This window comes from Streptomyces sp. NPDC089424, assembly GCF_044749345.1.
Taxonomy (GTDB): domain Bacteria; phylum Actinomycetota; class Actinomycetes; order Streptomycetales; family Streptomycetaceae; genus Streptomyces.
Map to the genome: position 1 here is coordinate 192,917 of NZ_JBIVHU010000009.1, position 23,764 is coordinate 216,680.

The 23,764-nt window shown below is 67.6% G+C and carries 38 protein-coding genes; 36 read left to right on the plus strand and 2 right to left on the minus strand.

Annotation, left to right across the window (positions count from 1 at the left end):
• The first annotated feature begins 71 nt into the window (after positions 1-71).
• The 32 genes from ACIP2X_RS31880 (at position 72) to truA (ending at position 18,650) form a co-directional block, all read left to right on the plus strand.
• Complete coding sequence (locus ACIP2X_RS31880; protein ID WP_401679747.1) at positions 72-791, plus strand: YoaK family protein; 720 nt, start codon at positions 72-74, stop codon at positions 789-791.
• A 419-nt stretch (positions 792-1,210) separates the two neighbouring features.
• A complete protein-coding gene (rpsJ, locus tag ACIP2X_RS31885) occupies positions 1,211-1,519 on the plus strand; it encodes a 30S ribosomal protein S10 (RefSeq protein WP_003948644.1) in 309 nt (102 codons plus the stop codon).
• Positions 1,520-1,536: 17 nt separating this feature from the next.
• Positions 1,537-2,181, plus strand: a complete 645-nt coding sequence (gene rplC, locus ACIP2X_RS31890) for a 50S ribosomal protein L3 (RefSeq protein ID WP_107465881.1) — start codon at positions 1,537-1,539, stop codon at positions 2,179-2,181.
• 8 nt (positions 2,182-2,189) lie between these two features.
• On the plus strand, positions 2,190-2,846 hold the full coding sequence (rplD, locus tag ACIP2X_RS31895; protein WP_401679750.1) for a 50S ribosomal protein L4: 657 nt from the start codon (positions 2,190-2,192) through the stop codon (positions 2,844-2,846).
• Positions 2,846-3,265 carry a 50S ribosomal protein L23 gene (gene rplW, locus ACIP2X_RS31900; RefSeq protein WP_401679752.1) on the plus strand — a complete coding sequence of 140 codons (420 nt, stop codon included), beginning with the start codon at positions 2,846-2,848 and terminating at the stop codon, positions 3,263-3,265. Before rplD ends, rplW begins: the two co-directional genes overlap by 1 nt.
• A 40-nt stretch (positions 3,266-3,305) precedes the next feature.
• Positions 3,306-4,142: a 50S ribosomal protein L2 gene (rplB, locus tag ACIP2X_RS31905; RefSeq protein WP_217143312.1), complete on the plus strand. Its 837-nt coding sequence runs from the start codon at positions 3,306-3,308 to the stop codon at positions 4,140-4,142.
• Between the two features lie 12 nt (positions 4,143-4,154).
• Positions 4,155-4,436 carry a 30S ribosomal protein S19 gene (gene rpsS, locus ACIP2X_RS31910; RefSeq protein WP_356692142.1) on the plus strand — a complete coding sequence of 94 codons (282 nt, stop codon included), beginning with the start codon at positions 4,155-4,157 and terminating at the stop codon, positions 4,434-4,436.
• Positions 4,437-4,477: 41 nt separating this feature from the next.
• The gene (rplV, locus tag ACIP2X_RS31915) at positions 4,478-4,825 is read left to right on the plus strand and encodes a 50S ribosomal protein L22 (RefSeq protein WP_401679757.1); all 348 of its coding nucleotides are present in this window, start codon (positions 4,478-4,480) and stop codon (positions 4,823-4,825) included.
• Complete coding sequence (gene rpsC, locus ACIP2X_RS31920; RefSeq protein WP_037694120.1) at positions 4,825-5,661, plus strand: 30S ribosomal protein S3; 837 nt, start codon at positions 4,825-4,827, stop codon at positions 5,659-5,661. Before rplV ends, rpsC begins: the two co-directional genes overlap by 1 nt.
• A gap of 5 nt (positions 5,662-5,666) precedes the next feature.
• Positions 5,667-6,086, plus strand: a complete 420-nt coding sequence (gene rplP / locus ACIP2X_RS31925) for a 50S ribosomal protein L16 (RefSeq protein WP_005313579.1) — start codon at positions 5,667-5,669, stop codon at positions 6,084-6,086.
• Positions 6,086-6,310 carry a 50S ribosomal protein L29 gene (gene rpmC, locus ACIP2X_RS31930; RefSeq protein ID WP_007494763.1) on the plus strand — a complete coding sequence of 75 codons (225 nt, stop codon included), beginning with the start codon at positions 6,086-6,088 and terminating at the stop codon, positions 6,308-6,310. The genes rplP and rpmC overlap by 1 nt, the downstream gene beginning before the upstream one ends.
• A complete protein-coding gene (gene rpsQ / locus ACIP2X_RS31935) occupies positions 6,310-6,594 on the plus strand; it encodes a 30S ribosomal protein S17 (RefSeq protein ID WP_399107319.1) in 285 nt (94 codons plus the stop codon). The genes rpmC and rpsQ overlap by 1 nt, the downstream gene beginning before the upstream one ends.
• Positions 6,595-6,694: 100 nt before the next feature.
• The gene (gene rplN / locus ACIP2X_RS31940; protein WP_003998823.1) at positions 6,695-7,063 is read left to right on the plus strand and encodes a 50S ribosomal protein L14; all 369 of its coding nucleotides are present in this window, start codon (positions 6,695-6,697) and stop codon (positions 7,061-7,063) included.
• Positions 7,064-7,065: 2 nt separating this feature from the next.
• Positions 7,066-7,389, plus strand: a complete 324-nt coding sequence (gene rplX, locus ACIP2X_RS31945) for a 50S ribosomal protein L24 (RefSeq protein WP_401679762.1) — start codon at positions 7,066-7,068, stop codon at positions 7,387-7,389.
• Positions 7,389-7,946: a 50S ribosomal protein L5 gene (gene rplE, locus ACIP2X_RS31950; RefSeq protein ID WP_030788262.1), complete on the plus strand. Its 558-nt coding sequence runs from the start codon at positions 7,389-7,391 to the stop codon at positions 7,944-7,946. The genes rplX and rplE overlap by 1 nt, the downstream gene beginning before the upstream one ends.
• A 5-nt stretch (positions 7,947-7,951) precedes the next feature.
• The gene (locus tag ACIP2X_RS31955) at positions 7,952-8,137 is read left to right on the plus strand and encodes a type Z 30S ribosomal protein S14 (protein WP_003948630.1); all 186 of its coding nucleotides are present in this window, start codon (positions 7,952-7,954) and stop codon (positions 8,135-8,137) included.
• Positions 8,138-8,347: 210 nt separating this feature from the next.
• Positions 8,348-8,746 carry a 30S ribosomal protein S8 gene (gene rpsH, locus ACIP2X_RS31960; RefSeq protein WP_015658459.1) on the plus strand — a complete coding sequence of 133 codons (399 nt, stop codon included), beginning with the start codon at positions 8,348-8,350 and terminating at the stop codon, positions 8,744-8,746.
• A 24-nt stretch (positions 8,747-8,770) separates the two neighbouring features.
• Positions 8,771-9,310: a 50S ribosomal protein L6 gene (gene rplF / locus ACIP2X_RS31965; RefSeq protein ID WP_365451861.1), complete on the plus strand. Its 540-nt coding sequence runs from the start codon at positions 8,771-8,773 to the stop codon at positions 9,308-9,310.
• 3 nt (positions 9,311-9,313) lie between these two features.
• Entirely contained in the window at positions 9,314-9,697 is a 384-nt protein-coding gene (gene rplR / locus ACIP2X_RS31970) for a 50S ribosomal protein L18 (RefSeq protein ID WP_401679765.1), read from the plus strand.
• Positions 9,698-9,761: 64 nt separating this feature from the next.
• The gene (gene rpsE / locus ACIP2X_RS31975) at positions 9,762-10,367 is read left to right on the plus strand and encodes a 30S ribosomal protein S5 (protein ID WP_009190144.1); all 606 of its coding nucleotides are present in this window, start codon (positions 9,762-9,764) and stop codon (positions 10,365-10,367) included.
• Positions 10,368-10,369: 2 nt separating this feature from the next.
• A complete protein-coding gene (gene rpmD, locus ACIP2X_RS31980; protein WP_003974250.1) occupies positions 10,370-10,552 on the plus strand; it encodes a 50S ribosomal protein L30 in 183 nt (60 codons plus the stop codon).
• Positions 10,553-10,554: 2 nt separating this feature from the next.
• A complete protein-coding gene (gene rplO / locus ACIP2X_RS31985) occupies positions 10,555-11,010 on the plus strand; it encodes a 50S ribosomal protein L15 (RefSeq protein ID WP_003974249.1) in 456 nt (151 codons plus the stop codon).
• 243 nt (positions 11,011-11,253) lie between these two features.
• Positions 11,254-12,567 carry a preprotein translocase subunit SecY gene (secY, locus tag ACIP2X_RS31990; protein ID WP_401679769.1) on the plus strand — a complete coding sequence of 438 codons (1,314 nt, stop codon included), beginning with the start codon at positions 11,254-11,256 and terminating at the stop codon, positions 12,565-12,567.
• The gene (locus tag ACIP2X_RS31995; RefSeq protein WP_401679772.1) at positions 12,567-13,229 is read left to right on the plus strand and encodes an adenylate kinase; all 663 of its coding nucleotides are present in this window, start codon (positions 12,567-12,569) and stop codon (positions 13,227-13,229) included. Before secY ends, ACIP2X_RS31995 begins: the two co-directional genes overlap by 1 nt.
• A gap of 137 nt (positions 13,230-13,366) precedes the next feature.
• A complete protein-coding gene (gene map / locus ACIP2X_RS32000; protein WP_401679775.1) occupies positions 13,367-14,203 on the plus strand; it encodes a type I methionyl aminopeptidase in 837 nt (278 codons plus the stop codon).
• 154 nt (positions 14,204-14,357) lie between these two features.
• Positions 14,358-14,579: a translation initiation factor IF-1 gene (gene infA, locus ACIP2X_RS32005; RefSeq protein WP_003948620.1), complete on the plus strand. Its 222-nt coding sequence runs from the start codon at positions 14,358-14,360 to the stop codon at positions 14,577-14,579.
• Positions 14,580-14,643: 64 nt separating this feature from the next.
• Complete coding sequence (rpmJ, locus tag ACIP2X_RS32010; RefSeq protein WP_003974245.1) at positions 14,644-14,757, plus strand: 50S ribosomal protein L36; 114 nt, start codon at positions 14,644-14,646, stop codon at positions 14,755-14,757.
• 193 nt (positions 14,758-14,950) lie between these two features.
• Positions 14,951-15,331 (plus strand): 30S ribosomal protein S13, encoded by a 381-nt coding sequence (gene rpsM / locus ACIP2X_RS32015; RefSeq protein ID WP_164587875.1) that lies wholly within the window; start codon positions 14,951-14,953, stop codon positions 15,329-15,331.
• Positions 15,332-15,397: 66 nt separating this feature from the next.
• Positions 15,398-15,802, plus strand: a complete 405-nt coding sequence (rpsK, locus tag ACIP2X_RS32020; protein ID WP_003956432.1) for a 30S ribosomal protein S11 — start codon at positions 15,398-15,400, stop codon at positions 15,800-15,802.
• A gap of 150 nt (positions 15,803-15,952) precedes the next feature.
• Positions 15,953-16,975 (plus strand): DNA-directed RNA polymerase subunit alpha, encoded by a 1,023-nt coding sequence (locus ACIP2X_RS32025; protein ID WP_003966937.1) that lies wholly within the window; start codon positions 15,953-15,955, stop codon positions 16,973-16,975.
• Positions 16,976-17,142: 167 nt separating this feature from the next.
• Entirely contained in the window at positions 17,143-17,652 is a 510-nt protein-coding gene (gene rplQ, locus ACIP2X_RS32030; RefSeq protein WP_401679778.1) for a 50S ribosomal protein L17, read from the plus strand.
• Positions 17,653-17,792: 140 nt separating this feature from the next.
• The gene (gene truA / locus ACIP2X_RS32035; protein WP_401679781.1) at positions 17,793-18,650 is read left to right on the plus strand and encodes a tRNA pseudouridine(38-40) synthase TruA; all 858 of its coding nucleotides are present in this window, start codon (positions 17,793-17,795) and stop codon (positions 18,648-18,650) included.
• 25 nt (positions 18,651-18,675) lie between these two features.
• Here truA and ACIP2X_RS32040 read toward each other — a convergent pair whose 3' ends face one another.
• Positions 18,676-19,557: a hypothetical protein gene (locus ACIP2X_RS32040; RefSeq protein ID WP_401679784.1), complete on the minus strand. Its 882-nt coding sequence runs from the start codon at positions 19,555-19,557 to the stop codon at positions 18,676-18,678.
• A gap of 74 nt (positions 19,558-19,631) precedes the next feature.
• On the opposite strand from ACIP2X_RS32040, the gene ACIP2X_RS32045 reads away from it, so the two are divergent.
• From ACIP2X_RS32045 to glmM, 4 genes are all read left to right on the plus strand, one after another.
• Positions 19,632-19,880 (plus strand): hypothetical protein, encoded by a 249-nt coding sequence (locus ACIP2X_RS32045; protein WP_401679787.1) that lies wholly within the window; start codon positions 19,632-19,634, stop codon positions 19,878-19,880.
• Between the two features lie 274 nt (positions 19,881-20,154).
• Positions 20,155-20,598 carry a 50S ribosomal protein L13 gene (rplM, locus tag ACIP2X_RS32050; protein ID WP_401679790.1) on the plus strand — a complete coding sequence of 148 codons (444 nt, stop codon included), beginning with the start codon at positions 20,155-20,157 and terminating at the stop codon, positions 20,596-20,598.
• 42 nt (positions 20,599-20,640) lie between these two features.
• Positions 20,641-21,153: a 30S ribosomal protein S9 gene (gene rpsI / locus ACIP2X_RS32055; protein WP_401679793.1), complete on the plus strand. Its 513-nt coding sequence runs from the start codon at positions 20,641-20,643 to the stop codon at positions 21,151-21,153.
• A 208-nt stretch (positions 21,154-21,361) separates the two neighbouring features.
• Positions 21,362-22,720, plus strand: coding sequence for a phosphoglucosamine mutase (gene glmM, locus ACIP2X_RS32060; protein WP_401679796.1), 1,359 nt, complete (start codon positions 21,362-21,364; stop codon positions 22,718-22,720).
• Positions 22,721-22,800: 80 nt separating this feature from the next.
• On the opposite strand, the gene ACIP2X_RS32065 is transcribed toward glmM, so the two are convergent.
• On the minus strand, positions 22,801-23,742 hold the full coding sequence (locus tag ACIP2X_RS32065) for a DUF389 domain-containing protein (RefSeq protein ID WP_401679799.1): 942 nt from the start codon (positions 23,740-23,742) through the stop codon (positions 22,801-22,803).
• Positions 23,743-23,764: the final 22 nt, after the last annotated feature.

Consider the following 23,764-nt stretch of genomic DNA (forward strand, 5'->3'; position numbering starts at 1 on the left):
AGCGGCCCGCGGCAGCGCAGGCCCGACGCGCCGGTCGCGACGTACGGTCCCCGTATGAAGCGGACCCCCGCATGAAGCCCAGGGCGGGCGTCGGGCTGACCTCGGCCATGGTGCTGCTCACCCTGGTGACCGGCATGATCGAGGCCGTCAGCTTCCTCGTGCTGGGCCCGGCCTTCACCGCCGTGCAGACCGGCAACCTCCTCTTCCTCGCCTTCGCGCTCATCGGCGCCGCCGAACTCTCCCCGGCCGCGGCGGGGGTCTCCGTCCTCGGTTTCATGGCCGGCGCGGTGGCCGGCTCCCTGTTCGAGGCCTACGTGGACGTCCACGGCCGCCGCTGGCTCGTGCCCGGTCTGATCACCGAGGCGCTGCTCCTCGCCTGCGGCGGCCTTCTCGCGTGGCACATCGGCGCCGACGACCCGGACGCCGGGCGTGGCACCGGTCGCCACCTGGTCGTGATCGCCCTGGTGTCGGCGGCCATGGGCGTACGCAACGTCACCACCATGCGGGTACAGGTCCCGGACGTGCCGACCACGGTCTCCACACGGGCGCTCACGGCGTTCCTCGGCGGGCTCGTCCCGGCCGCCGACCACCGCATCGGCTCCGGCCCGCGCGCCGAGGGCCGTCGCCTCGTGTCGGTCGGCGCGATGTTCGTCGGGGGCCTGGTGGGCGCCTGGCTGCTCCGCGAGGCGGTGCGCCCGGCCGTGCTCCTGCTGGTGCCCGCCGCGGTGGCCCTGGGCCTGGGAGCGTTGTTCTGGGCGCTGCCGCGACGGCGGGCGTGGGAATCGGACTGAGCGGCGCCGGCGCCCCGCACCGGGGTTTGACCTGCGTCACGCCCGGGGTATTCTCTCCGGCTCGATTGGCGTCGGCACTGCCCCATATGGCAGACTGTCCGAGTTGCTCGGTCGAGTGTTGATGCTGCGCGCCTCCCGCCGGGAGGACCGGAAGCGAGTCCCACAGTACTCGTCGTCCCCATGTGGGGCGGACGTACGGGAATCTTCCGGGAAGTGTCAGTGCGGCACCGGCCAGGCACCCGGTGGGCCTCTCGCCCCCGGTTCACGGTTCCGGCAGGGCTGTGTGCAATCCCGCAGGGATGTTCGAACAAGGGACATTTGTGTCAGCGAGAGTGCGACACGCCCGACCGCGTGGGTCGGAGAAGAGAACAGGAACACCGGGTTCCAGAGCTGTAGAGAGACAGGACTACGAAGTAGCCATGGCGGGACAGAAGATCCGCATCCGGCTCAAGGCCTACGACCACGAGGTCATCGACTCCTCGGCGAAGAAGATCGTCGAGACGGTGACCCGCACTGGTGCGTCGGTCGCGGGCCCGGTGCCGCTGCCCACTGAGAAGAACGTGTACTGCGTCATCAAGTCGCCGCACAAGTACAAGGACTCGCGCGAGCACTTCGAGATGCGCACGCACAAGCGCCTGATCGACATCCTCGACCCGACTCCCAAGACCGTTGACTCTCTGATGCGACTCGACCTCCCGGCCGGTGTCGACATCGAGATCAAGCTCTGAGGCCGGTGATCTGAGAGATGGCTAAGCAGATCAAGGGCATCCTGGGCGAGAAGCTCGGCATGACGCAGGTGTGGGACGAGAACAACCGCGTTGTTCCCGTCACCGTCGTCAAGGCCGGGCCCAACGTCGTCACCCAGGTCCGTACGAACGACGCCGACGGCTACGAGTCCGTCCAGATCGCGTTCGGCGAGATCGACCCGCGCAAGGTGAACAAGCCCCTCAAGGGCCACTTCGCCAAGGCCGACGTCACCCCCCGTCGCCACCTCGTCGAGATCCGCACCGCGGACGCCTCCGAGTACACGCTGGGCCAGGAGATCACCGCTGAGGTGTTCGAGGCCGGCGTGAAGGTCGACGTGACCGGCAAGAGCAAGGGCAAGGGCTTCGCCGGTGTCATGAAGCGCCACAACTTCCGTGGCCTCGGCGCCGGACACGGCACCCAGCGCAAGCACCGCTCGCCCGGTTCCATCGGTGGCTGTGCCACCCCGGGCCGCGTGTTCAAGGGCCTCCGCATGGCGGGTCGCATGGGCAACGAGCGGGTCACCACCCAGAACCTGACCGTCCACGCCGTTGACGCGGAGAAGGGTCTGCTGCTCATCAAGGGCGCGGTTCCCGGTCCGAACGGCGGCCTCGTCCTGGTCCGCACCGCGGCCAAGGGGGCCTGAGGTAACCGATGAGCACTGTTGACATCCTTTCGCCGGCGGGCGACAAGGCCGGTTCCGTCGAGCTCCCCGCGGAGATCTTCGACGTTGAGAAGGTCAGCATTCCGCTGATCCACCAGGTCGTCGTCGCGCAGCTGGCCGCTGCCCGCCAGGGCACGCACAAGACCAAGACCCGCGGTGAAGTCCGTGGTGGCGGCAGGAAGCCGTACCGCCAGAAGGGCACCGGCCGCGCCCGTCAGGGCTCGACCCGTGCGCCGCAGTTCGCCGGCGGTGGCGTCGTCCACGGCCCGCAGCCGCGTGACTACTCGCAGCGGACCCCGAAGAAGATGAAGGCTGCCGCGCTGCGTCACGCCCTCACCGACCGGGCCCGCCACAACCGCATCCACGTCGTCTCCGGCGTCGTCGAGGGTGAGAACCCGTCGACGAAGGCCGCCCGGACGCTGTTCGGCAAGATCTCGGAGCGCAAGAACCTGCTCCTGGTCGTCGACCGCGCCGACGAGGCCGCGTGGCTGTCCGCCCGCAACCTGCCCCAGGTCCACATCCTGGAGCCGGGCCAGCTGAACACGTACGACGTTCTCGTCTCGGACGACGTGGTCTTCACCCAGGCCGCCTTCGAGTCCTTCGTGTCCGGCCCGAAGGCCACCGACACCGAAGGGAGCGAGGCCTGATGGCTACGCGTCACCCGAGCATCGCCTCCAAGGCGGCCAAGGCCGCCAAGGCCGCGCGCGTCGCCAAGGCGCGTCGCCACGAGGCCGAGGGCAAGAACACCGTCGTCACCCCGGTGAGCAAGTCCTTCACGGACCCCCGTGACGTCCTGCTCAAGCCGGTCGTGTCCGAGAAGAGCTACGCGCTTCTCGACGAGGGCAAGTACACGTTCATCGTGGCCCCGAACGCCAACAAGACCCAGATCAAGCAGGCCGTCCAGGCGGTCTTCTCGGTCAAGGTGACCGGCGTGAACACGATCAACCGCCAGGGCAAGCGCAAGCGCACCAAGACCGGCTTCGGTCAGCGTGCCGGCACCAAGCGCGCGATCGTGACCCTCGCCGAGGGCGACCGTATCGACATCTTCGGCGGTCCGACCTCCTGACGGAGGTCCGGATCGTCCGATATCGGACGAGGACTGAGAAATGGGAATCCGCAAGTACAAGCCGACGACTCCGGGCCGTCGTGGCTCCAGCGTCGCCGACTTCGTCGAGGTCACGCGGTCCACGCCGGAGAAGTCGCTGGTCCGCCCGCTGCACAGCAAGGGCGGCCGTAACAACGCCGGTCGTGTGACCGTTCGCCACCAGGGTGGCGGACACAAGCGCGCCTACCGAGTGATCGACTTCCGTCGTCACGACAAGGACGGCGTGCCGGCGAAGGTCGCGCACATCGAGTACGACCCCAACCGCACCGCGCGCATCGCGCTGCTGCACTACGCCGACGGCGAGAAGCGCTACATCCTCGCCCCGCGCAACCTGCAGCAGGGTGACCGCGTCGAGAACGGCCCCGGGGCCGACATCAAGCCGGGCAACAACCTGGCGCTGCGCAACATCCCGGTCGGTACCACGATCCACGCGATCGAGCTCCGTCCCGGTGGCGGCGCCAAGTTCGCCCGCTCCGCCGGTGCCTCCGTGCAGCTGCTCGCGAAGGAGGGCTCGATGGCCCACCTGCGCATGCCGTCCGGAGAGATCCGCCTGGTCGACGTGCGCTGCCGCGCCACCGTCGGCGAGGTCGGCAACGCCGAGCAGTCGAACATCAACTGGGGCAAGGCGGGCCGCAAGCGGTGGCTGGGCGTTCGCCCGACCGTCCGTGGTGTGGTCATGAACCCGGTGGACCACCCGCACGGTGGTGGTGAGGGCCGGACCTCCGGTGGTCGTCACCCCGTGTCCCCGTGGGGCAAGAAGGAAGGCCGTACTCGTTCGCCCAAGAAGGCGTCGAACAAGTACATCGTCCGCCGCCGCAAGACGAACAAGAAGCGCTAAGGACGGGTTGAGATGCCTCGTAGCTTGAAGAAGGGGCCCTTCGTCGACGACCACCTGCTCAAGAAGGTGGACGCCCAGAACGAAGCCGGCACCAAGAACGTCATCAAGACCTGGTCCCGTCGCTCGATGATCGTGCCGGCCATGCTCGGCCACACGCTCGCGGTGCACAACGGCAAGACCCACATCCCGGTGTTCGTCACCGAGTCGATGGTCGGCCACAAGCTCGGCGAGTTCTCGCCGACGCGCACCTTCCGGGGCCACGTCAAGGACGACCGGAAGTCGAAGCGCCGCTAACGCGGATCGCATTCAGACAAAGAAACCTGAAAGGGACAACCATGGACGCCAGGGCCCAGGCGCGGTACATCCGCGTCACGCCCATGAAGGCCCGCCGTGTGGTGGACCTCATCCGTGGCATGGATGCCACGGAGGCCCAGGCGGTCCTGCGATTCGCTCCGCAGGCCGCCTCCGTACCGGTCGGCAAGGTGCTCGACAGCGCCATTGCCAACGCCGCGCACAACTACGACCACACCGACGCCGACAGCCTCTTCATCTCCGAGGCGTACGTCGACGAGGGCCCGACCCTGAAGCGGTTCCGGCCGCGTGCCCAGGGCCGTGCCTACCGGATCCGCAAGCGGACCAGCCACATCACCGTGGTCGTCAGCAGCAAGGAAGGAACCCGGTAATGGGCCAGAAGGTTAACCCGCATGGGTTCCGCCTCGGCATCACCACGGACTTCAAGTCCCGTTGGTACGCCGACAAGCTGTACAAGGACTACGTCAAGGAAGACGTCGCCATCCGTCGGATGATGACGTCCGGCATGGAGCGCGCCGGCATCTCGAAGGTGGAGATCGAGCGCACCCGTGACCGCGTGCGTGTGGACATCCACACCGCTCGTCCGGGCATCGTCATCGGCCGCCGTGGCGCCGAGGCCGACCGCATCCGCGGTGACCTCGAGAAGCTCACGGGCAAGCAGGTCCAGCTGAACATCCTCGAGGTCAAGAGCCCCGAGACGGACGCTCAGCTGGTTGCTCAGGCCGTCGCCGAGCAGCTCTCCTCCCGCGTCTCCTTCCGTCGCGCCATGCGTAAGAGCATGCAGGGCACGATGAAGGCCGGCGCCAAGGGCATCAAGATCCAGTGCGGTGGCCGCCTCGGCGGCGCCGAGATGTCCCGCTCGGAGTTCTACCGCGAGGGCCGCGTGCCCCTGCACACGCTCCGCGCGAACGTGGACTACGGCTTCTTCGAGGCCAAGACGACCTTCGGCCGCATCGGCGTGAAGGTCTGGATCTACAAGGGCGACGTCAAGAACATCGCCGAGGTCCGCGCCGAGAACGCTGCCGCCCGTGCGGGTAACCGCCCGGCTCGCGGTGGTGGCGGCGCCGACCGCCCGGCCCGTGGTGGCCGTGGCGGCGAGCGTGGCGGGCGCGGTCGCAAGCCGCAGCAGGCTGCTGGTGCCGAGGCCCCCAAGGCCGAGGCCCCCGCGGCTGCCGCTCCGGCTGAGAGCACCGGAACGGAGGCCTGACCGACATGCTGATCCCCCGTAGGGTCAAGCACCGCAAGCAGCACCACCCGAAGCGCCGCGGTATGGCCAAGGGTGGTACGACGGTTGCGTTCGGCGAGTACGGCATCCAGGCCATGACTCCGGCGTACGTGACCAACCGCCAGATCGAGGCGGCCCGTATCGCGATGACCCGCCACATCAAGCGTGGCGGCAAGGTCTGGATCAACATCTACCCGGACCGCCCCCTCACCAAGAAGCCCGCCGAGACCCGCATGGGTTCCGGTAAGGGTTCTCCGGAGTGGTGGGTCGCGAACGTGCACCCGGGTCGGGTCATGTTCGAGCTGTCGTACCCCAACGAGAAGATCGCCCGTGAGGCGCTGACTCGTGCGGCCCACAAGCTGCCGATGAAGTGCCGGATCGTCAAGCGCGAGGCAGGTGAAGCGTGATGTCGGCCGGTACCAAGGCGTCCGAGCTGCGCGAGCTGGGCAACGAGGAGCTTCTGGCGAAGCTCCGCGAGGCCAAGGAAGAGCTGTTCAATCTCCGCTTCCAGGCGGCGACCGGCCAGCTCGAGAACCATGGCCGTCTCAAGGCGGTCCGCAAGGACATCGCCCGGATCTACACCCTCATGCGTGAGCGTGAGCTCGGCATCGAGACGGTGGAGAACGCCTGATGAGCGAGAAGAACGTGACTGAGAACGCAGAAGCGCGCGGCTTCCGCAAGACCCGTGAGGGCCTTGTCGTCAGCGACAAGATGGACAAGACCGTCGTCGTCGCCGTCGAGGACCGCGTCAAGCACGCGCTGTACGGCAAGGTCATCCGCCGTACCAACAAGCTCAAGGCGCACGACGAGCAGAACGCCGCGGGCATCGGCGACCGTGTCCTCCTCATGGAGACCCGGCCGCTGTCCGCGACGAAGCGCTGGCGCGTCGTCGAGATCCTCGAGAAGGCCAAGTAATCCCTCCTAGGGGGACCCCCTAGGCATCGTTCCGCCAGGCTCGGGGCGGGCGCGTCCTGCGCGCCCGCCCCGGGAACCGGCAGACAACCAGGAGATAGACGTGATCCAGCAGGAGTCGCGACTGCGTGTCGCCGACAACACTGGTGCGAAGGAGATCCTTTGCATCCGTGTGCTCGGTGGCTCCGGTCGCCGCTACGCGGGTATCGGTGACGTCATCGTCGCCACCGTCAAGGACGCGATCCCCGGTGGCAACGTGAAGAAGGGTGACGTCGTCAAGGCGGTCATCGTTCGCACCGTCAAGGAGCGCCGCCGTCCGGACGGCTCGTACATCCGCTTCGACGAGAACGCCGCCGTCATTCTGAAGAACGACGGCGACCCTCGCGGCACCCGTATCTTCGGCCCCGTCGGCCGTGAGCTGCGCGAGAAGAAGTTCATGAAGATCATCTCGCTCGCGCCGGAGGTGCTGTAAGCATGAAGATCAAGAAGGGCGACCTGGTCCAGGTCATCACCGGCAAGGACAAGGGCAAGCAGGGCAAGGTCATTGCCGCTTACCCGCGCGACGAGCGTGTCCTGGTCGAGGGTGTCAACCGGGTCAAGAAGCACACCAAGGCCGGTCCCACGGCTCGCGGTTCGCAGGCCGGCGGCATCATCACCACCGAAGCCCCCATTCACGTGAGCAATGTTCAGCTCGTCGTGGAGAAGGACGGCAACAAGGTCGTGACCCGCGTCGGTTACCGCTTCGACGACGAGGGCAACAAGATCCGCGTTGCCAAGCGGACGGGTGAGGACATCTGATGGCTACCACCACCACTCCGCGTCTGAAGACGAAGTACCGCGAGGAGATCGCGGGCAAGCTGCGTGAGGAGTTCTCCTACGAGAACGTCATGCAGATCCCCGGCCTCGTCAAGATCGTGGTCAACATGGGTGTGGGCGACGCCGCCCGCGACTCCAAGCTGATCGAGGGCGCCATCCGCGACCTCACCACGATCACCGGTCAGAAGCCGGCCGTCACCAAGGCCCGCAAGTCCATCGCGCAGTTCAAGCTGCGTGAGGGACAGCCGATCGGTGCCCACGTCACGCTCCGTGGCGACCGCATGTGGGAGTTCCTGGACCGCACCCTGTCGCTCGCGCTGCCGCGCATCCGCGACTTCCGTGGTCTGTCCCCCAAGCAGTTCGACGGCCGTGGCAACTACACCTTCGGTCTCACGGAGCAGGTCATGTTCCACGAGATCGACCAGGACAAGATCGACCGCGTCCGGGGTATGGACATCACCGTGGTCACCACGGCGACCAACGACGCTGAGGGCCGCGCGCTCCTTCGTCACCTCGGCTTCCCGTTCAAGGAGGCGTGAGCGAGATGGCGAAGAAGGCTCTGATCGCTAAGGCTGCTCGCAAGCCCAAGTTCGGTGTGCGTGGCTACACCCGCTGCCAGCGCTGCGGCCGTCCGCACTCCGTGTACCGCAAGTTCGGCCTGTGCCGCGTGTGCCTTCGTGAGATGGCTCACCGTGGCGAGCTGCCGGGCGTGACCAAGAGCTCCTGGTAATTCCTGTAATAGGGGATTCCTGAAGCTCTCGGTAAGCATCTGGGTCGGCAGGGGCCCTTCTCCGCATGCATTAAGCTTGCGGGGTTGGGCGTCTGCCGCCCGTACGACTTACTACGCCGTAGGTCCACCGCGCCGCACCCGTCCCGTCTCGGATCGGGGAGAGGGATGGCGCACCAGGAAACCCCGGCGAGAGAGGCCGAAGGCCAATTCATGACCATGACTGATCCGATCGCAGACATGCTTACGCGTCTGCGGAACGCGAACTCGGCGTACCACGACACCGTGGCGATGCCGCACTCGAAGATCAAGTCGCACATCGCGGAGATCCTCCAGCAGGAGGGCTTCATCACGGGCTGGAAGGTCGAGGACGCCGAGGTCGGCAAGAACCTCGTCCTGGAGCTGAAGTTCGGCCCCAACCGTGAGCGCTCCATCGCGGGCATCAAGCGGATCTCCAAGCCCGGTCTCCGGGTCTACGCGAAGTCCACCAACCTGCCGAAGGTGCTCGGCGGCCTCGGCGTGGCGATCATCTCCACGTCGCACGGGCTCCTCACCGACAAGCAGGCCGGCAAGAAGGGCGTAGGCGGAGAAGTTCTCGCCTACGTCTGGTAACGGAAGGGAACGGAGGAAACAGCTATGTCGCGCATCGGCAAGCTCCCCATCGCGGTTCCCGCCGGCGTGGACGTCACCATCGACGGCCGTACGGTCAAGGTCAAGGGCCCCAAGGGCGAGCTGACCCACACCGTCGTGGCACCGATCGAGATCGTCAAGGGTGAGGACGGCGTTCTGAACGTCACCCGCCCGAACGACGAGCGTCAGAACAAGGCCCTCCACGGCCTGTCCCGCACGCTGGTGGCGAACATGATCACCGGCGTGACCCAGGGTTACGTGAAGAAGCTCGAGATCAGTGGTGTCGGTTACCGCGTGACCGCCAAGGGCTCGAACCTCGAGTTCGCGCTCGGCTACAGCCACCCGATCGTGGTCGAGGCCCCCGAGGGCATCTCCTTCAAGGTGGAGAACCCGACCCGTTTCTCGGTCGAGGGCATCGACAAGCAGAAGGTCGGCGAGGTTGCGGCCAACATCCGCAAGCTGCGCAAGCCCGACCCGTACAAGGCCAAGGGCGTCAAGTACGAGGGCGAAGTCATCCGCCGCAAGGTCGGAAAGGCGGGTAAGTAAGCCATGGCATACGGACAGAAGATCCTCAAGGGCGACGCCTACAAGCGCGCCGCGATCAAGCGCCGTCACATCCGGATCCGCAAGCGGATCGCCGGTACGGCGGAGCGTCCCCGTCTGGTCGTTACCCGCTCCAACCGCCACATCGTGGCCCAGGTGATCGACGACATCAAGGGTCACACCCTGGCGTCGGCGTCCACCCTGGACACCTCGGTGCGCGGTGGCGAGGGCGACAAGTCCACGCAGGCCAAGCAGGTCGGCGCCCTGGTCGCCGAGCGCGCCAAGGCCGCGGGCGTGGAGGCCGTCGTGTTCGACCGTGGTGGCAACCAGTACGCCGGGCGCATCGCCGCCCTGGCGGACGCCGCCCGCGAAGCCGGACTCAAGTTCTGAGTCCCCGTCGCGCAGCGACTGATGTCACTGCGTAGCTAGCGGAAAAAAGAGAGAGGTAATTCCAATGGCTGGACCCCAGCGCCGCGGTGGCGGTGCCGGTGGCGGCGAGCGGCGGGACCGGAAGGGCCGTGACGGCGGCGCAGCTGCCGCCGAGAAGACCGCGTACGTTGAGCGCGTCGTCGCGATCAACCGCGTCGCCAAGGTTGTGAAGGGTGGTCGTCGCTTCAGCTTCACCGCGCTGGTCGTGGTGGGCGACGGTGACGGCACCGTGGGTGTCGGTTACGGCAAGGCCAAGGAGGTGCCGGCCGCCATCGCCAAGGGTGTTGAGGAGGCCAAGAAGCACTTCTTCAAGGTCCCCCGTATCCAGGGCACCATCCCGCACCCCATCCAGGGTGAGAAGGCTGCCGGCGTCGTGCTCCTGAAGCCCGCGTCGCCCGGTACCGGTGTGATCGCCGGTGGTCCGGTGCGTGCCGTGCTCGAGTGCGCCGGTATCCACGACGTGCTGTCGAAGTCGCTCGGCTCCGACAACGCGATCAACATCGTGCACGCGACCGTGGAGGCCCTGAAGGGTCTGCAGCGTCCCGAGGAGATCGCGGCCCGCCGTGGTCTGCCGCTCGAGGACGTCGCCCCCGCGGCTCTTCTCCGTGCACGTGCCGGGGCGGGTGCGTAATCATGGCGCAGCTCAAGATTACGCAGGTCAAGTCCTACATCGGCAGCAAGCAGAACCACCGTGACACCCTGCGTTCCCTTGGCCTCAAGGGCATCAACACGCAGGTCGTCAAGGAGGACCGCCCCGAGTTCCGCGGAATGGTGCACACCGTCCGCCACCTCGTGACGGTCGAGGAGGTCGACTGATCATGGCGGAGAACAACCCGCTCAAGATCCACAACCTCCGTCCCGCCCCGGGCGCCAAGACCGCCAAGACCCGTGTGGGTCGTGGTGAGGCGTCGAAGGGTAAGACGGCCGGTCGTGGTACCAAGGGTACGAAGGCCCGTTACCAGGTTCCGGAGCGCTTCGAGGGTGGCCAGATGCCCCTCCACATGCGTCTTCCGAAGCTGAAGGGCTTCAAGAACCCGTTCAAGACCGAGTTCCAGGTCGTGAACCTCGACAAGCTGGCCGCGCTCTACCCCGAGGGTGGCGAAGTCACCGTCGAGGGTCTGGTGGCCAAGGGTGCCGTTCGCAAGAACAGCCTCGTCAAGGTCCTCGGCCAGGGCGAGATCTCCGTGGCGCTGCAGGTGACGGTCGACGCCGTCTCCGGCTCCGCCAAGGAGAAGATCACCGCCGCCGGCGGTACCGTCACCGAGCTCGTCTGAACACAACAGGCGCCTCGATGACTTGAGCGATCCCGACCGGGGATACCCCACAAATGGGGTATCCCCGGTTGGTCGTTCCAAGGGTGGCAGTCGCGCGGGTAAGGTGGCCTGCACTGCCAACTTTCACAGCTGTCGCACGTCGGGCACTTTGAGCGGCAGTTGACCGTTATCCATGTCGTTGTTCTATTGGAACCTCAAGACCGTCACCCTTGACGCAGACGCGCGGGGGTCGCAGGAGGCACCGTGCTCACCGCGTTCGCCCGGGCGTTCAAGACGCCCGACCTGCGCAAGAAGCTGCTCTTCACGCTCGGCATCGTTGTGGTGTATCGAGTCGGTACACACGTCCCGATTCCGGGCGTCGACTACCAGAACGTCCAGACCTGTATCGACGTAGCCAAGGGCAACCAGGGTCTGTTCGGTCTGGTCAACATGTTCAGCGGCGGCGCCCTGCTGCAGATCACGATCTTCGCGCTCGGCATCATGCCCTACATCACCGCGAGCATCATCCTGCAACTCCTGACGGTGGTGATCCCCCGCCTCGAGGCCCTCAAGAAGGAGGGGCAGGCGGGTACGGCGAAGATCACGCAGTACACCCGCTACCTGACCGTGGCGCTCGCCATCCTGCAGGGCACCGGCCTCGTCGCCACCGCCCGCAGCGGCGCCCTGTTCCAGGGCTGCCCGGTCGCCGGCCAGATCGTCCCCGACCAGTCGATCTTCGTCACCATCACCATGGTGATCGTCATGACCGCCGGTACGGCCGTCGTGATGTGGCTCGGTGAGCTCATCACCGACCGCGGCATCGGCAACGGCATGTCGATCCTGATGTTCATCTCGATCGCCGCCACCTTCCCGTCCGCCCTGTGGGCCATCAAGCAGCAGGGCACGCTGGCCGACGGCTGGATCGAGTTCGGCACGGTCATCCTCGTCGGCCTGTTCATGGTCGGCCTGGTGGTCTTCGTCGAGCAGGCCCAGCGCCGGATCCCGGTGCAGTACGCCAAGCGCATGATCGGCCGCCGCGCCTACGGCGGTACGTCCACCTACATCCCGCTCAAGGTGAACCAGGCGGGTGTGATTCCCGTCATCTTCGCCTCGTCGCTGCTCTACATCCCGGCGCTGATCGCGCAGTTCTCCAGCGGGAACTCCGGCTGGAAGAGCTGGATCGAGGGTCACCTGGTCCAGGGCGACCACCCGATTTACATCTCTCTGTACTTCTTGCTCATTGTTTTCTTCGCGTTCTTCTACGTGGCGATCTCCTTCAACCCCGAGGAAGTCGCCGACAACATGAAGAAGTATGGTGGCTTCATCCCGGGCATCCGGGCTGGCCGACCGACCGCTGAGTACCTGAGTTACGTACTCAACCGGATCACCTGGCCGGGTTCGCTGTATCTGGGTCTGATCGCTCTCGTGCCGACGATGGCGTTGGTTGGTTTCGGGGCAAACCAGAACTTCCCGTTCGGTGGCACCAGCATCCTGATCATCGTGGGTGTCGGTCTCGAGACGGTGAAGCAGATCGAGAGCCAGCTCCAGCAGCGCAATTACGAAGGGTTCCTCCGCTGATGCGAATCGTCCTCGTCGGCCCGCCGGGTGCCGGTAAGGGTACGCAGGCCACTCGCCTTGCCGAGAAGCTGTCGATCCCGCACATCTCCACCGGCGACCTGTTCCGCGCCAACATCAGTCGGCAGACGGAGCTCGGCAAGCTGGCGAAGTCCTACATGGACGCCGGCAACCTGGTGCCGGACGAGGTCACCATCGCCATGGCGAAGGACCGCATGGAGCAGCCGGACGCCGAGAACGGCTTCCTGCTGGACGGTTTCCCGCGCAACGTCTCGCAGGCCGAGGCGCTGGACGAGCTGCTCCGGAGCGAGGGCATCACCCTGGACGCCGTGCTCGACCTGGAGGCGCCCGAGACCGAGGTCGTCAAGCGGATCGCCGGGCGGCGCATCTGCCGCAAGGACTCCGCGCACGTCTTCCACGTGACGTACAGCGCGCCGAAGCAGGAGGGCGTCTGCGACGTCTGCGGCGGCGAGCTCTACCAGCGGGACGACGACACCGAGGAGACCGTGCGCAAGCGGCTGGAGGTCTACCACACGCAGACCGAGCCGATCATCGACTACTACAAGGCGCAGGGGCTGGTCGTCACCATCTCCGCGATGGGTGCGGTCGACGAGGTCACGGGGCGTGCGCTGGAGGCGCTCAAGCGCGAGGACGACGGTCAGTAGTCGTTCGTCGTACGTAGTCGGCGGCCGCGGTTCCCCCTGAGGGGACCGCGGCCGCTGTGTGGGGTGGGACCGGCGCGACCGCCCCGTATCGTGGAAGCAGTCCGTCCCCTCCCGGTCCAAGAAAGGCCGTCGTCCTCATGGTGCAGATCAAGAGTCCCGAGCAGATCGCCAAGATGCGTGAGGCCGGGCTGGTCGTCGCCGCCATCCACGCGGCCACGCGTGCGGCGGCGGTGCCCGGGGCCAGCACGAAGGATCTGGACGAGGTCGCGCGCAAGGTGCTCGCGGAGCACGGGGCGAAGTCGAACTTCCTGGGGTACGGCGGCTTCCCCGCGACCATCTGCACCTCGGTGAACGAGGTCGTCGTGCACGGCATCCCGTCCGAGGACGTCGTCCTCAAGGACGGCGACATCATCTCCGTCGACTGCGGCGCGGTCGTCGACGGCTGGCACGGCGACGCGGCCTACACGGCGTTCGTGGGCTCCGGTCACGCTCCGGAGCTGATCGAGCTGTCGCGGGTGACCGAGGAGTCGATGTGGGCCGGCATCGCGGCGATGAAGCAGGGCAACCGGCTGGTCGACATCTCCCGGGCCATCGAGACGTACATCCGCCGCCAGCCGAAGCCCGGCGGCGGCCGCTACGGGATCATCGAGGACTACGGCGGCCACGGCATCGGCACCGAGATGCACATGGACCCGCACCTGCTGAACTACGTCGACCGGCGACGGGGCAAGGGCGCGAAGCTGGTTCCCGGGTTCTGCCTCGCCATCGAGCCGATGGTGTCGCTGGGGACCCCGCGCACCGAGGTCCTCAAGGACGACTGGACGGTCATCACCACCGACGGCACCTGGTCCTCCCACTGGGAACACTCCATCGCCCTGACCGAAGAAGGCCCCCTGGTCCTGACGGCCCCCGACGGCGGCAAGGCGAAGCTCGCGGAGTACGGGATCACGGCGGCGCCCGATCCGGTCGCATAATGACCATGGGCTCGGGGCAGACTGCCTCGATTCGTCTTTCCGGGTGCGCTGACGTAGACTGACTCGTCGGCTCTTGTGTACCCGCATGTCTGCATGCGCCCGTAAGGGAAAAGTCCAGGGGTCGATCAAGGTAGTCGATTCCGAAGGGCGAAGCGTGGCCAAGAAGCAAGGTGCCATCGAGATCGAGGGCACTGTCGTCGAGTCTCTGCCGAACGCCATGTTCAAGGTCGAGCTCCAGAACGGCCACCAGGTCCTGGCACACATCAGCGGCAAGATGCGCATGCACTACATCCGCATCCTCCCTGACGACCGGGTCGTGGTGGAGCTGTCTCCGTACGACCTCACGCGTGGCCGGATCGTCTACCGGTACAAGTAGATCTTGCCCTCGCCCCGTGTGTGTACGCGGGGCCGTCGGCAACTGACCCGGAGAACCTCACCCCATGAAGGTCAAGCCGAGCGTCAAGAAGATCTGCGACAAGTGCAGGGTGATCCGCCGTCACGGCCGGGTCATGGTCATCTGCGACAACCCGCGCCACAAGCAGCGCCAGGGCTGACCGCAGGACCTCTCCCTCTGCACCTCTTTCGCAGAGATTCGCGCGACGCGAGCTGAATATGTTCATACGCAGGGCCCGAGCCGTCGTGTGGCTCGACACCCCCGGTCGGAGGCCGGGGACCCAGTTCGTACCTGATACGGCGGCTGGGAACCGGTTCTGCGGAAGACCTCCGAAGATCACCAGGAGCCATTGAATGGCACGCGTTTCCGGTGTCGACATCCCGCGCGAAAAGCGCGTGGAGGTCGCCCTCACCTACGTGTTCGGCATCGGCCGGACCCTCTCGCAGGCGACGCTGGCCGCCACGGGCATCGACCCGAACACCCGCGTCCGCGACCTGAGCGAAGAGCAGCTCGTCGCGATCCGCGAGTACGTCGACAGCAACATCAAGACCGAGGGTGACCTCCGTCGCGAGATCCAGGCCGACATCCGCCGCAAGGTCGAGATCGGCTGCTACCAGGGTCTGCGTCACCGCCGCGGCCTGCCGGTCCGCGGTCAGCGCACCAGCACCAACGCCCGCACCCGCAAGGGCCCGCGTCGCGCCATCGCCGGCAAGAAGAAGCCGGGCAAGAAGTAGTCCGCAGCGGACTCGCCGTCCAGCGGTCTTCGCTGTAGGACCGACCACCTCCCGTAGGAGTAAGAGATGCCCCCCAAGGGACGTCAGGGCGCTGCCAAGAAGGTGCGCCGCAAGGAAAAGAAGAACGTCGCTCACGGCCACGCGCACATCAAGAGCACGTTCAACAACACGATCGTTTCGATCACGGACCCCTCGGGCAACGTGATCTCCTGGGCCTCCGCCGGCCACGTCGGCTTCAAGGGCTCCCGCAAGTCCACGCCGTTCGCCGCGCAGATGGCCGCCGAGTCGGCTGCCCGCCGCGCCCAGGAGCACGGCATGCGCAAGGTCGACGTGTTCGTCAAGGGCCCGGGTTCCGGTCGTGAGACCGCCATCCGTTCGCTCCAGGCGACCGGTCTCGAGGTCGGCTCCATCCAGGACGTCACCCCGACCCCGCACAACGGCTGCCGTCCGCCCAAGCGCCGCCGCGTCTGATCTTCGCGCGGGCCGCTTGGTCACAGGTTTTCGGGCGGTACGACTCCTTCGGGTCGTATCGCCCGTACCCTTGTAGGAAATCGACATCGGGCTACCGCCCGGTGGCTCAGGGCGTCAAATAGCGGGCGCCCCTGACAGAAGGAACGCAACATGCTGATCGCTCAGCGTCCCTCGTTGACCGAAGAGGTCGTCGACGAATTCCGCTCCCGGTTCGTGATCGAGCCGCTGGAGCCGGGCTTCGGCTACACCCTCGGCAACTCCCTGCGCCGGACCCTCCTGTCCTCGATCCCGGGTGCGGCGGTCACGTCCATCCGCATCGACGGCGTGCTGCACGAGTTCACCACCGTGCCGGGCGTCAAGGAGGACGTCACCGACCTGATCCTCAACATCAAGCAGCTGGTCGTCTCCTCGGAGCACGACGAGCCGGTCGTGATGTACCTGCGCAAGCAGGGCCCGGGTCTGGTCACCGCCGCCGACATCGCGCCCCCGGCCGGTGTCGAGGTGCACAACCCCGACCTCGTCCTCGCCACGCTCAACGGCAAGGGCAAGCTGGAGATGGAGCTGACGGTCGAGCGCGGCCGCGGTTACGTCTCCGCCGTGCAGAACAAGCAGGTGGGCCAGGAGATCGGCCGTATCCCGGTCGACTCCATCTACTCGCCGGTGCTCAAGGTCACGTACAAGGTCGAGGCCACGCGTGTCGAGCAGCGCACCGACTTCGACAAGCTGATCGTCGACGTCGAGACCAAGCAGGCGATGCGTCCGCGTGACGCCATGGCCTCCGCCGGTAAGACGCTGGTCGAGCTGTTCGGTCTCGCCCGCGAGCTGAACATCGACGCCGAGGGCATCGACATGGGTCCGTCCCCGACGGACGCCGCGCTCGCCGCCGATCTGGCGCTGCCGATCGAGGAGCTGGAGCTCACCGTTCGGTCGTACAACTGCCTCAAGCGCGAGGGCATCCACTCCGTGGGTGAGCTCGTGGCGCGTTCCGAGGCCGACCTGCTCGACATCCGCAACTTCGGTGCGAAGTCGATCGACGAGGTCAAGGCGAAGCTGGCCGGCATGGGCCTGGCCCTCAAGGACAGCCCGCCCGGATTCGACCCGACCGCCGCCGCCGACGCCTTCGGCGCCGACGACGACGCGGACGCCGGTTTCGTGGAGACCGAGCAGTACTGATCCGGCTGCCGGTCCGCCGTGGCCGGTCGCGCAGTTCCCCGCGCCCCTCACGGGGCGCGGACTCTTCCGGCGCTCGCGAGGGCGCCGGATCTCCGACGGGCAACCGCCCGCTCGGATACTGACCTCGGTACCTGATACGGCCGGGGCAGAGACACAGGAGATGGAAAATGCCGAAGCCCACCAAGGGTGCCCGTATGGGCGGCAGCGCCGCGCACGAGAAGCTGCTCCTCGCGAACCTCGCGAAGGCGCTCTTCGAGCACGGCCGTATCACCACCACCGAGGCGAAGGCGCGCAAGCTGCGTCCGTACGCCGAGCGTCTGGTCACCAAGGCGAAGAAGGGCGACCTTCACAACCGCCGTCAGGTGCTCCAGGTCATCACGGACAAGAGCATCGTCCACACGCTCTTCACCGAGATCGGCCCGCGCTACGAGAACCGTCCGGGTGGCTACACCCGCATCACCAAGATCGGTAACCGCCGTGGCGACAACGCGCCCATGGCCGTCATCGAGCTGGTCGAGGCGCTGACCGTCGCGCAGCAGGCCACGGGCGAGGCCGAGGCCGCCACCAAGCGTGCCGCCAAGGACGCCGAGGCCACGGAGGCCACCGAGGCCAAGGTCGACACGACCAAGGCCGAGGACGCCACCGAGGCTCCCGCCGAGGAGTCGAAGGACGCTTAAGCGTTCTGCCGGGGGCTGTTCGTCGGTGGCTGCGGGTTCGCGGCGGCTGATCGCGCAGTTCCCCGCGCCCCTTCAGGGCGTTGCGGGCCCGCTCCTTTCGAGGAGCGGGCCCGCTCTTTCGTTGCTGAGAGGATCTGTACGTGAGTGATGTAGCAGCACCCGGTGACGTGCGTGTCCGCCTCGATCTGTCGTACGACGGCGGCGCGTTCCACGGCTGGGCCAAGCAGGCCGGTGGGAAGCGGACCGTGCAGGGCGAGATCGAGGACGCCCTGCGGACCGTGACGCGGACGCGGCACACGACGTACGAGCTGACCGTGGCCGGGCGGACCGACGCCGGTGTGCACGCGCGGGGCCAGGTGGCGCATGTCGATCTGCCCCGTGAGGTGTGGGCGGAGCAGAAGGAGAAGCTGCTCAAGCGGCTCGCCGGACGGCTGCCGAAGGATGTGCGGGTGTGGGCCCTGCGCGAGGCCCCGGCCGGCTTCAACGCCCGTTTCTCGGCGGTCTGGCGCCGCTACGCCTACCGGGTCACCGACAACCCCGGTGGTGTCGACCCGCTGCTGCGGGGCCATGTCCTGTGGCACGACTGGCCGCTCGACGTCGACGCGATGAACGAGGCGGCCCGGGCGCTGCTCGGGGAACACGACTTCGCCGCCTACTGCAAGAAGCGGGAGGGCGCCACGACCATCCGCACGCTGCAGGAGCTGAGTCTGGTGCGCGGTGACGACGGGATCGTCACCGCGACCGTGCGAGCCGACGCCTTCTGCCACAACATGGTGCGCTCCCTGATAGGCGCCCTGCTGTTCGTGGGGGACGGGCACCGGCCGGCCGACTGGCCGGGGAAGGTGCTCGCCGCCGGCGTCCGGGACTCGGCGGTGCATGTCGTACGGCCGCACGGGCTCACGCTGGAGGAGGTCGGCTACCCCGCGGACGACCTGCTGGCCGCGCGCAACAAGGAGGCGCGCAACAAGCGGTCGCTGCCGTCCGCGGGCTGCTGCTGACCCCGGGGCGCCGCCCGGCGGCGGTCTACTCGTTCGCCGCCGCCGAGGCCTGGGCCTCGCCCCTCCTGCGGATCTGACGGAAGGTGAACTCGGCCAGGTCGTCGCCGGTGGAGAAGACCGCCGTGTCCTTGGGCGTCACGTCGTTGCCGTTGGTGAAGCCGGCGATGGTGAAGTAGGCGTAGCGGCCGTAGGAGTTGGTCGTGGAGCGGCAGACCGCGGCGTTGCAGAAGGGCTTGACGCCGCCGCCCGACAGGGACTTCACGATGCTCTTGCTGTCGGCCTGCTCCTTGACCTTCGCCGCCTGGGCCTCGGTGTCGAAGACCGCCACGCCCACCGTCACGGCCATGCCGTCCTTGGTGTAGGTGACGCGCAGCAGCCGGGTGCAGTCGTTGGCCTTGAGCACCTTCGGCAGGCTCCGCGCGGCCGCCGAGCCGCAGTTCTTGGTGTCGGCCGTCGGCCCCTTCTTGTAGACGGTCTCGCCCATGGTCAGCTGGGTGCCGGGGAAGAGACCGGCCGCGCTCAGCGGGGCGGTGTCCTTGGCCTTGCTGGAGATGAAGTCCTTCGGGTCCAGCGGCGGCGGCGCGCTGGTCGGCGCGAAGGACGGCGCGGGGGCGCCGGACTCGCTCGGGATGTCGGCCGTCGCGGGCAACTGGGAGGACGGGTCGTTCGCCGCCTTGTCGTTGCCGTTCGCGGAGACGACGGCCACCGCCACGGCGGCGCCCACCGCGACGGTCGCGAGCGCGCCGCCGCCGATGAACAACAGCCGGCGTCGCTTGTGGCGCGACTCGGACGCCTCGGCGAGTGCCGCCCAGTCCGGCGTCTGGTCGCTGCCGCTGTTCCAGGGCTGCTGCGATTGCGGTTTCCAGGGATCCCACTGGGACTGGGGTCCCCCCTGCCCATAGCTCATGGGGCGCAGTTTAGACGGGCCGAGGGGTGTGCTGGTCCGTCTCAACCAGCCCTGGAAGGCCTAGCGTTCGCTCCATGAGCGCGGGCAAATACGGCATCTCCGGGTGGTTGGTACGAAGGGTCGCGGGCGGTCTGTGGGGGGTGCTCGTCGAGATCGTGGTGGGGATGGCGCTCTCGGGGACCCGCGTGCCGGGGCCTTCGTACGACCTTCTGCTGCTGGTCGTGCCGCGTTGCTGCTCCGCGCGGGGGCGCCGGCGGGCGAGGCGGGCGCTCACTTTCTGTGCGGCGGCCGTCACCGTGCGGTGCGAGCGGCCGGGGTCCTGAAAAAAGGCGGGTGGCGAGGCCGTAAAGTGGGGAGGAGAACTGGATGCCGTGGCCGTGGCGCACCCGTTTTGACCGGGTGGACACGCCACAGGTATCCTGCTTCTTCGTTGTGTATTGGCTTGCTCATTCTCACGGGACGGGCCCTTACACCGGTCCACCGGGCCGATGACCAGCGACCAGCACGCGGTTTGCGTCACCGCTGTGCGGTCAGGGCTGTCGTGATCGTTTCGGTGACCTGTTCAGGACCATTCACTCGAAGCGAAGGCTACGAACCGTGCGTACGTACAGCCCCAAGCCCGGCGATGTGACGCGCCAGTGGCACGTCATCGACGCTCAGGACGTCGTCCTGGGTCGTCTCGCCACCACCGCCGCGTCCCTTCTGCGGGGCAAGCACAAGCCGATCTACGCGCCCCACGTCGACACCGGTGACTTCGTCGTCATCATCAACGCCGACAAGGTGCACCTCTCCGGCAACAAGCGGACCCAGAAGATGGCGTACCGCCACTCCGGCTACCCGGGTGGTCTGCGCTCCGTCCGTTACGACGAGCTGCTCGACAAGAACCCCGAGAAGGCCATCGAGAAGGCCGTCAAGGGCATGCTTCCCAAGAACACCCTGGGCCGTCAGATGCTCTCCAAGCTGAAGGTCTACCGCGGCGAGAACCACCCCCACGCTGCCCAGCAGCCGGTTCCGTTCGAGATCACCCAGGTCGCGCAGTAAGTCCGGCCACCCCCTAAGACTGAAGAGAATCTGAGGAGAATCGTGGCCGAGACCACTGCCGAGCAGCCGCTCGAAGAGCTTGACATCGACAGCTACACCACCGAGTCCGAGGTCCCCGTCGAGGGTGAGTACACCTCGGAGTCCATGGCCTCCCGCTTCGGCGACCCGCAGCCGGCCGCCGGCCTGGGCCGTCGCAAGAACGCCATCGCCCGCGTCCGGATCGTTCCGGGCTCCGGCAAGTGGAAGATCAACGGTCGCACCCTTGAGGACTACTTCCCGAACAAGGTGCACCAGCAGGAGGTCAACGAGCCCTTCAAGGTGCTCGAGCTCGAGGGCCGCTACGACGTCATCGCCCGTATCGCCGGTGGCGGCGTCTCCGGCCAGGCCGGTGCGCTCCGTCTCGGTGTCGCCCGTGCGCTGAACGAGGCGGACGTCGACAACAACCGCGGTGCCCTGAAGAAGGCGGGCTTCCTGCGCCGCGACGACCGTGCGGTCGAGCGCAAGAAGGCCGGTCTGAAGAAGGCCCGTAAGGCTCCGCAGTACAGCAAGCGCTAAACCGCGGGCTGTACTCCGAACGCCCCGGCGGCACGCCACTGTGCCGCCGGGGCATTCGTTTATCAACGAGCACAGGCGTATAACGGCACAAGACGCTCAAAGTCTTGTGTGATGGGATGGCCAGGCATCATGTGCCTGGGAATCCGGAGCCCCGAGCACGGGCCGCACCCGCGGGGCTGCCGGAACTGACGTTTCCTCAGGAGGACAAGTGGGACGACTCTTCGGCACGGACGGCGTTCGCGGTGTCGCCAACGCGGATCTGACGGCCGAGATGGCGCTCGGCCTGTCCGTCGCGGCGGCCCACGTGCTGGCCGAGGCGGGCACCTTCGCCGGCCACCGGCCGACGGCGGTGGTCGGGCGGGACCCGCGCGCGTCCGGAGAGTTCCTGGAGGCCGCAGTGGTCGCCGGCCTCGCCAGCGCGGGCGTGGACGTCCTGCGGGTCGGCGTGCTGCCGACGCCGGCCGTGGCGCATCTGACCGGTGCGCTGGGGGCCGACCTGGGCGTCATGCTCTCCGCCAGCCACAACGCCATGCCGGACAACGGCATCAAGTTCTTCGCGCGGGGCGGGCACAAGCTGGCGGACGACCTCGAGGACCGTATCGAGTCCGTCTACGAGGAGCACCGGCGCGGTGAGCCCTGGGAGCGGCCGACCGGGTCCGGGGTCGGGCGGGTGCGCGACTACGAGGAGGGCTTCGACCAGTACGTCGCCCATCTCCTCGCCGTCCTGCCGAACCGGCTGGACGGGCTGAAGATCGTCCTGGACGAGGCGCACGGCGCGGCGGCCCGGGTGTCGCCGGAGGCCTTCGCGCGGGCCGGTGCCGAGATCGTCACGATCGGGGCCGAGCCGGACGGGCTGAACATCAACGACGGGTGCGGTTCGACACACCTGGACCTGCTGAAGGCCGCGGTGATGGAGCACGGGGCCGACTTCGGTGTCGCGCACGACGGCGACGCGGACCGGTGCCTCGCCGTGGACCACACCGGCGAGGAGGTGGACGGCGACCAGATTCTGGCCGTGCTCGCGCTGGCGATGCGGGAGCGTTCCGCACTGCGCTCCGGCACCGTTGTCGCGACCGTGATGTCGAATCTGGGCTTCAAGCTGGCCATGGAGCGCGAGGGCATCCAGCTGGTGCAGACCGCGGTGGGCGACCGGTACGTGCTGGAGGAGATGAAGGAGCACGACTACGCCCTCGGCGGTGAGCAGTCCGGGCACGTGATCGTCCTCGACCACGCCACGACCGGTGACGGCACGCTCACGGGGCTGCTGCTGGCGGCGCGGGTCGCGCAGAGCGGGCGGTCGCTGCGGGAGCTGGCCGGTGTGATGGAGCGGCTGCCGCAGGTGCTGGTCAACGTCCCGGACGTGGACAAGTCGCGGGTGGGCACGTCCGCGGACCTGGCTGCCGCCGTCGGGGAGGCGGAGCGGGAGCTGGGAGCGACCGGGCGGGTGCTGCTGCGGCCGTCGGGGACCGAGCCGCTGGTCCGGGTCATGGTCGAGGCGGCGGACATCGACCAGGCGCGGTCCGTGGCGGGGCGGCTGGCCGATGCGGTGAAGTCGGCGCTGGGCTAGCGCCTGGCGGGGCGGGGAGCTGCCGGTGCCGGGCCGTGGGTCGGCCGTGGCTTGTCGCGCAGTTCCCCGCGCCCCTTCTTTTATCCGGCCTCGGTCATCTGGGGTCGGCGGGACGACCAGAACCACTTCTGGGCCAGCAGGGTGAGGGTCCCGGCGAGGATGATGCCGAGCAGGTTCAGCAGAAGCTGTTCGGTGGAGCCGACGGTCTGCTGGGTGTCGCCGTAGCTCAGGGCCACGGCGGCGTTCGCGGCGGCCGGGACGGTCGTGACGGAGATGGCCACCCCGACGAGGGCGCCGGACTTCGCGGAGGTCAGGGAGAGGGTGCCGGCGGCGCCCGCCAGGACCGCCACCACGAACGAGAACCAGTCGGGGGCGTAGACGAACCCGGTCTGCGGCCGGTCGCCCTCCAGCTTCTGCTCCGTGAACAGGCCCACGGCGTCCATGAAGAGGCTGAACGCCACCGTCACCGCCATCGCCACCGCGAAGCCCACCAGCAGCGCGATCAGTGAGCGCAGCGCCAGGCGGGGCCGGCGTTGCACCATCGCGGTGCAGATGCCCGCCAGGGGGCCGAACTCCGGGCCGACCGCCATCGCGCCCACGATCAGGATCGCGTTGTCGAGGACGACGCCGCAGGCCGCGATCATCGTGGCCAGCGTGATGAACGCGAGGTAGGTGACCGAGAGGGTCGACTCCTCGTGCGTCGCCTCGGTCAGGTGCTCCCACAGCACGGCGTCCGCGGCCTCGCCGGGGGCGTCCTTCTCGGCCTTGACGGCGCGCTTGGACAGCGACAGGTCGATGTCCTCGACGGCGATCGAGCCGCAGTCCTCGATGCCCAGTTCCTGGAGCCGGCTGAGCAGTTCGTCGCCCGCCTCCCGGGCGACGTCGCATGTCACCACGTCCCCTGCCGGGTTGCGGGCGGCGCCCGTCAACACGCACAGATGCGTGGTGCCGACGGTTTCCTCGATGACACCGATCACGGCGTCGGTCCGGTCGGACGGTGTGATCACCCGGAGATGCAGCATGACGCCTTTCTAACAGCCCGGC

Excerpts from the sequence above, each read along its gene's own strand:
- map (WP_401679775.1), top strand. The coding sequence starts at position 13,367 with ATGGTGCAGATCAAGAGTCCCGAGCAGATCGCCAAGATGCGTGAGGCC.
- rpsM (WP_164587875.1), top strand. The coding sequence starts at position 14,951 with ATGGCACGCGTTTCCGGTGTCGACATCCCGCGCGAAAAGCGCGTGGAG.
- rplW (WP_401679752.1), top strand. The coding sequence starts at position 2,846 with ATGGCTACGCGTCACCCGAGCATCGCCTCCAAGGCGGCCAAGGCCGCC.
- ACIP2X_RS32025 (WP_003966937.1), top strand. The coding sequence starts at position 15,953 with ATGCTGATCGCTCAGCGTCCCTCGTTGACCGAAGAGGTCGTCGACGAA.
- rplB (WP_217143312.1), top strand. The coding sequence starts at position 3,306 with ATGGGAATCCGCAAGTACAAGCCGACGACTCCGGGCCGTCGTGGCTCC.
- rpsQ (WP_399107319.1), top strand. The coding sequence starts at position 6,310 with ATGAGCGAGAAGAACGTGACTGAGAACGCAGAAGCGCGCGGCTTCCGC.
- rpsH (WP_015658459.1), top strand. The coding sequence starts at position 8,348 with ATGACCATGACTGATCCGATCGCAGACATGCTTACGCGTCTGCGGAAC.
- ACIP2X_RS32040 (WP_401679784.1), bottom strand. The coding sequence starts at position 19,557 with ATGAGCTATGGGCAGGGGGGACCCCAGTCCCAGTGGGATCCCTGGAAA.
- rplF (WP_365451861.1), top strand. The coding sequence starts at position 8,771 with ATGTCGCGCATCGGCAAGCTCCCCATCGCGGTTCCCGCCGGCGTGGAC.
- rpmC (WP_007494763.1), top strand. The coding sequence starts at position 6,086 with ATGTCGGCCGGTACCAAGGCGTCCGAGCTGCGCGAGCTGGGCAACGAG.
- ACIP2X_RS31955 (WP_003948630.1), top strand. The coding sequence starts at position 7,952 with ATGGCGAAGAAGGCTCTGATCGCTAAGGCTGCTCGCAAGCCCAAGTTC.
- ACIP2X_RS32065 (WP_401679799.1), bottom strand. The coding sequence starts at position 23,742 with ATGCTGCATCTCCGGGTGATCACACCGTCCGACCGGACCGACGCCGTG.
- rplQ (WP_401679778.1), top strand. The coding sequence starts at position 17,143 with ATGCCGAAGCCCACCAAGGGTGCCCGTATGGGCGGCAGCGCCGCGCAC.
- rplE (WP_030788262.1), top strand. The coding sequence starts at position 7,389 with ATGGCTACCACCACCACTCCGCGTCTGAAGACGAAGTACCGCGAGGAG.
- rpmJ (WP_003974245.1), top strand. The coding sequence starts at position 14,644 with ATGAAGGTCAAGCCGAGCGTCAAGAAGATCTGCGACAAGTGCAGGGTG.
- rplX (WP_401679762.1), top strand. The coding sequence starts at position 7,066 with ATGAAGATCAAGAAGGGCGACCTGGTCCAGGTCATCACCGGCAAGGAC.
- rplD (WP_401679750.1), top strand. The coding sequence starts at position 2,190 with ATGAGCACTGTTGACATCCTTTCGCCGGCGGGCGACAAGGCCGGTTCC.
- ACIP2X_RS32045 (WP_401679787.1), top strand. The coding sequence starts at position 19,632 with ATGAGCGCGGGCAAATACGGCATCTCCGGGTGGTTGGTACGAAGGGTC.
- rpsK (WP_003956432.1), top strand. The coding sequence starts at position 15,398 with ATGCCCCCCAAGGGACGTCAGGGCGCTGCCAAGAAGGTGCGCCGCAAG.
- ACIP2X_RS31880 (WP_401679747.1), top strand. The coding sequence starts at position 72 with ATGAAGCCCAGGGCGGGCGTCGGGCTGACCTCGGCCATGGTGCTGCTC.
- rpsS (WP_356692142.1), top strand. The coding sequence starts at position 4,155 with ATGCCTCGTAGCTTGAAGAAGGGGCCCTTCGTCGACGACCACCTGCTC.
- rpmD (WP_003974250.1), top strand. The coding sequence starts at position 10,370 with ATGGCGCAGCTCAAGATTACGCAGGTCAAGTCCTACATCGGCAGCAAG.
- rplO (WP_003974249.1), top strand. The coding sequence starts at position 10,555 with ATGGCGGAGAACAACCCGCTCAAGATCCACAACCTCCGTCCCGCCCCG.
- rplV (WP_401679757.1), top strand. The coding sequence starts at position 4,478 with ATGGACGCCAGGGCCCAGGCGCGGTACATCCGCGTCACGCCCATGAAG.
- rplC (WP_107465881.1), top strand. The coding sequence starts at position 1,537 with ATGGCTAAGCAGATCAAGGGCATCCTGGGCGAGAAGCTCGGCATGACG.
- rpsC (WP_037694120.1), top strand. The coding sequence starts at position 4,825 with ATGGGCCAGAAGGTTAACCCGCATGGGTTCCGCCTCGGCATCACCACG.
- rplR (WP_401679765.1), top strand. The coding sequence starts at position 9,314 with ATGGCATACGGACAGAAGATCCTCAAGGGCGACGCCTACAAGCGCGCC.
- ACIP2X_RS31995 (WP_401679772.1), top strand. The coding sequence starts at position 12,567 with ATGCGAATCGTCCTCGTCGGCCCGCCGGGTGCCGGTAAGGGTACGCAG.
- rplP (WP_005313579.1), top strand. The coding sequence starts at position 5,667 with ATGCTGATCCCCCGTAGGGTCAAGCACCGCAAGCAGCACCACCCGAAG.
- rpsE (WP_009190144.1), top strand. The coding sequence starts at position 9,762 with ATGGCTGGACCCCAGCGCCGCGGTGGCGGTGCCGGTGGCGGCGAGCGG.
- rpsJ (WP_003948644.1), top strand. The coding sequence starts at position 1,211 with ATGGCGGGACAGAAGATCCGCATCCGGCTCAAGGCCTACGACCACGAG.